Origin of the sequence: Streptomyces zinciresistens K42, assembly GCF_000225525.1 — a bacterium.
GTDB lineage: Bacteria > Actinomycetota > Actinomycetes > Streptomycetales > Streptomycetaceae > Streptomyces > Streptomyces zinciresistens.
Genome location: NZ_AGBF01000326.1, coordinates 1 through 4,462, shown reverse-complemented (window position 1 = coordinate 4,462; position 4,462 = coordinate 1). Strand labels below are relative to the sequence as shown.

Here is a 4,462-nt window from a genome sequence, read left to right as displayed (position 1 = left end):
CCGGCCGCCGAGCCGGTTGCCGACGGCCGCGAGGGCGTGCGTGGCGGTGTGCGCGGGACGGGGGACGCCGCGCCGGACGGCCCGTCCGCGGGCCGCCCGGAGCCGGCCGGGCGGCCCGAACCCGGCGGTGAGCGGCACGAGTCGGTGACGGGCGTCCGGACCCGCGCGGGCGTGCCGCTCTCCCGGCGCGAGGTCGAGGACGCGGTACGGCGGATCTGGGCGCGCGTACTGGACCTCGACCCCGCGGACATCGGGCCGAACGACCGGTTCCCCGCCCTCGGCGGCTCCTCGCTGAAGGCGATGACGGTGCTCGCCGCCCTGGAGGACGACCTGTCCGTCACCGTCGAGCCGCGCGTCCTGCGGGACCACGACACCGTGACGGCCCTGGCCGCGCAACTGCTGGGCCGCGTCGGGCGGGACGCCGGGGGCGCCGCCCGGGGCTCGGCCACCGGGCAGGATGCGGGGCTCGCCCAGGAGGGGGGCGACGGCAACGGCTCCCTCCCCGTACAGGAGTCGGCCGTGGCCGCCTCCCCCGTACCGGGTGCCGCCGTTTCCGCGGCCGGTGCCCGGGACGGGCTCGCCGCGCCCGCCGCGCCCGCAGCACCGGACGCGGCCGCCGTGCCGCACCCCCTCGCCGTCCTCGGCATGTCCTGCCGGTTCCCCGGCGCCGAAACACCCGAGGAGTTCTGGCAGTTGCTGCTCTCCGGCCGCGACGTCACGGGGGAGGCGCCGGCGGAACGGCTGCGGTGGACGCCGGACCTCGCCGGGCATGCCGGAGCCTTCCTCGCCGCCCCCGCCGACTTCGACGCCGGATTCTTCGGCATGGACGACGAGGAGGCCCGCGCCACCGACCCGCAGGCGCGGATGTTCCTCGAACTGGCCCACGAGGCCCTGGAACGCGCCGGGTACGCGGGACCGTGCCGGGCCGGGCGCCGGGTCGGCGTGTTCGCCGCGGTCGGCGACAGCGGCTACCGCGACGTCCTGGCCGGCGCCGCGGACGGCGACGTCGCGGGCCATCCCGGCGCGCTGACCGGCAACCTGCCGAGCCTGACCGCCGCCCGGCTCTCCCAGTTCCTCGACCTCGACGGCCCGGCCCTCGCCGTGGACACCGCCTGCTCCTCGGCGATCACCGCGCTGCATCTGGCCCGGCGCAGCCTGGCCGGCGGCGAGTGCGACATCGCCGTCGTCGGCGGCGTCCAACTCGCCCTCACGGCGACCGGGCACCGGCTCCTCGCCCGCGCGGGCGCCCTCTCCCCGACCGGCCGGAGCCGCCCCTTCGGCGCCGGCGCCGACGGCATCGTCCCCGGCGAGGGCGGAGCGGTCCTCGTACTCGCCCGTCTCGCCGACGCCGAACGCGAGGGCGATCCCGTCCTCGCCCTCGTGCGCGGCACCGCCGTCACCAACGACGGCCGCTCGCTCGGCCTCCTCGCCCCCAACCCCCGCACCCAGCACGAGGTCATCACCCGGGCCTACGCCGAGTGCGGCATCGACCCCGCCGAGGTCGCGTACGTCGAGGCGCACGGCACGGGCACCCCGATCGGCGACCCGGTGGAGGCGCAGTCCCTCGGGCGCGCCTTCCCGCCCCGGCCGGACGGGCGGCCCCGCCCGCTCGGCTCGGTCAAGGCGAACCTCGGGCACCTGCTCAACGCCGCCGGGCTGCCCGCCCTGGTCAAGACGGTCCTGGCGCTGCACCACCGGGAGGTGCCGCCCACCCCGCACGCCGCGTCCGCGGCACCGTACCTGGACCGCCTCGCGCCCGGCTTCGTCCTCGCCGCCGAACGGACCGAACTGACCGGCACAGGCCCGCTGATCGCGGGCGTCAACGCCTTCGGCTTCGGCGGCACCAACGCCCACGCCGTCCTCGAACAGGCCCCGCGGCGGCGGTCCGAGACCGTCCCGCCCGCCGAAGGGCCGCGCCTGCTCAGGCTGTCGGCCCGCCACGCCGACGCCCTGCGGGAGGCCGCGGGCGACCTGGCCGTGTTCGTGCGCGCGCACCCGGAACTGTCCGAACCCGGGATCGTCGCGGCCGTCGACACCGCCCGCGACGACGCCCCCCACCGGCTCGCGGTCGTCGCCGACGGTGATCTCGCGGACCGCCTGGACGCCGCGCGCGCCGCCGGTGGCGCGGTGGCCCGGTCCCGGCCGCGCACCGTGTTCCTGCTCCCCGGACAGGGAGCCCAGCGACCCGGCCAGGGGCGGGCCCTGTACCGCGCGGCACCGGCGTTCCGCGAGGTCCTGGACGAGGCGTCGTCCCTCACGGGACCGGTGCGCGGGCGCGCGCTCGCCGACTGGTGCCTCGACCCCCGCACGGATCCGCTGGACCTGGCCAGGACCGAGGTGGCCCAACCGCTGCTCGTGGCCTACGGAGTGGGCCTGGCACGGCAGTTGGCGCGGTGGGGCGCGATCCCCGACGCGGTCGCCGGGCACAGCGTGGGCGAGATCGCCGCCGCGTGCGTGAGCGGGTCGCTGACGCTCGCCGAGGCCGTGGGGTTCGCGGCGGAGCGCGGGCGCCTCATGGGCGAACTCGCCCGCCCCGGCGCCATGGCCGCCGTCCGGGCGGACGAGGACACCGTCGCCGCCCTCGTCGCGGAGTCCGGCGGCGCACTGTGGATCTCCGCCGTCAACGGGCCCGGCCACGTGGTGGTTTCGGGGACCGAGGACGCCGTCGCGCGCGCCCTCGCCGAGCTGACCGGTCGCGGCACGGCCGCGCGCCGCCTCCGGGTCTCCCACGCCTTCCACTGCCCGCTCGTCGAGCCGGTCCTCGATCCGCTGCGGGAGGCGGCGAAGGCCCTGTCGGCGGGCTCGGCCGCCGTGCCCATGCTCAGCACCCTCACCGCCGCCTGGGCGCCCGACCTCGGCCCCGCCCACTGGCGGCGCCACGCGGCCGAACCGGTCCGCTTCGGCGCGGCTGCGGCGCGGCTCCTGGACGAGGGCTACGACACCTTCGTCGAACTCGGCCCCGGCAGCACACTGGGCGGCGCCGTCCGCGCCGCGGCGGCGGCGCACGACGCCCCGGACGTGGCGGTGCTGACCACGGGAACCCCCGACGCCGCCGACGCGTCGGAGGTGCGGGCCCTGCTGGAGACGGCCGGGCGGCTGTGGACCCGGGGCGTCGCCCTGGACCGTACGGCCGGGGCCGCCGGGCGGCCGAGGGTGCCGGTGCCGACGTACCCGTTCCGGCGGACCCGGTACTGGCCGCGCCGCTCCGGCGCCGGCGGCCCGGTGCGCAGGGTCGTGTGGCAGGAGGCGCCGCCCACGAGCGCGCGGCCACCGCGCGCGGTGCGGCTCGCGGGGACCGGGGGGCCGCTGCGCCGGGCCCTGGCCGAACGGCTGACCGCCCGCGGGCTGACCGTCCTCGGGGACGACGCCCCCGGCGACGGCGGCGCGGACACCCTGGTGTGGCTGACCGGCGAGCACCCCGCGGCGGACGTGAGCGCCGCCGTCGCCACGCTGCGCGCCGTGCTCGGCGCGCTGCCCGCCGACTGCTCCCGGCTGCTGCTCGTCACCCACGACGCCCACGCCACCGGCGGTGAACGCGCGCACCCGGAGCGGGCGCTCCCGCACGGTTTCGCCCTGGCCCTCTCCGACGAGCACCCCGGGCTCACCGCGCACGGCGTCGACCTGTCCGCCCGCGACACGGTCACCGAGCGCGCCGACGCCCTGATGCGGGAGGTGCACGCGGCGCCCGACCCGGGCGGCTCGGTCGCCTGGCGCGCCGGCCGCCGCCTCGGCCGCAGGCCCCAAGCCCTCCCGGAGCCGTCCGCCGCGCCGGACGCCCTGCCCGCGGACGGGACCTACCTCATCACCGGGGGCGCGGGCGGACTCGGCTCCGCCCTCGCCCGCGACCTCGCAGGACGCGGCGCCCGCGAAGTGATCCTCACCGGACGCACCGAGGCCGCCCCCGGCGAACTCCTGGCCGAACTCTGCGACTTGGGCACGCGGGCCCGGTACGTGAGCGCCGACGCCACCGACGCGGCGGCCGTTGACGCCCTCGTCGCCGGACTCCCGCCGCTGGACGGCCTGTTCCACGCGGCCGGCACGGCCGGACCGGGCACGCTGCGCGGCAAGTCGGACGCCGAGATCGAGCGGACACTCGCCGTCAAGGTGCGCGGCACGCTCCTGCTCGCCGAGGCCCTCACCCGGCACGGCCAGGAACCCGCCGTGCGCGTCGTCTTCTCCTCGGTCTCCTCCGTGCTGCCCGGCCTCGCGGGCGCGCTCGGCGACTACGCCGCCGCCAACGCCTTCCTGGACGCCTTCGCCGCCGCCGAACACGCGGCGGGCCGCCCCTGGCGATCGATCGGCTTCGGGCCGGTCGCCGGGGCGGGCCTGGCCGCCGGGGCCCTGCCCGAGGCCCGGCTGCGCGCCCTCGGGCTGACCGCCCTGACCCCGGCGGACGCGATCGGGGCACTGCGGACCGCCGTCGCGACCGGCGCCCCGCACCTGCTGGCCGCCCCGGCCCGCC

Annotated in this window: 1 protein-coding gene; it reads left to right on the top strand. The window is 79.1% G+C overall.

Annotated elements, in window-relative coordinates:
- Positions 1-144: 144 nt before the first annotated feature.
- Positions 145-4,462, top strand: a 4,318-nt coding sequence (locus SZN_RS35570; protein WP_244313484.1) for a type I polyketide synthase, incomplete at its 3' end; no start/stop codon positions are given.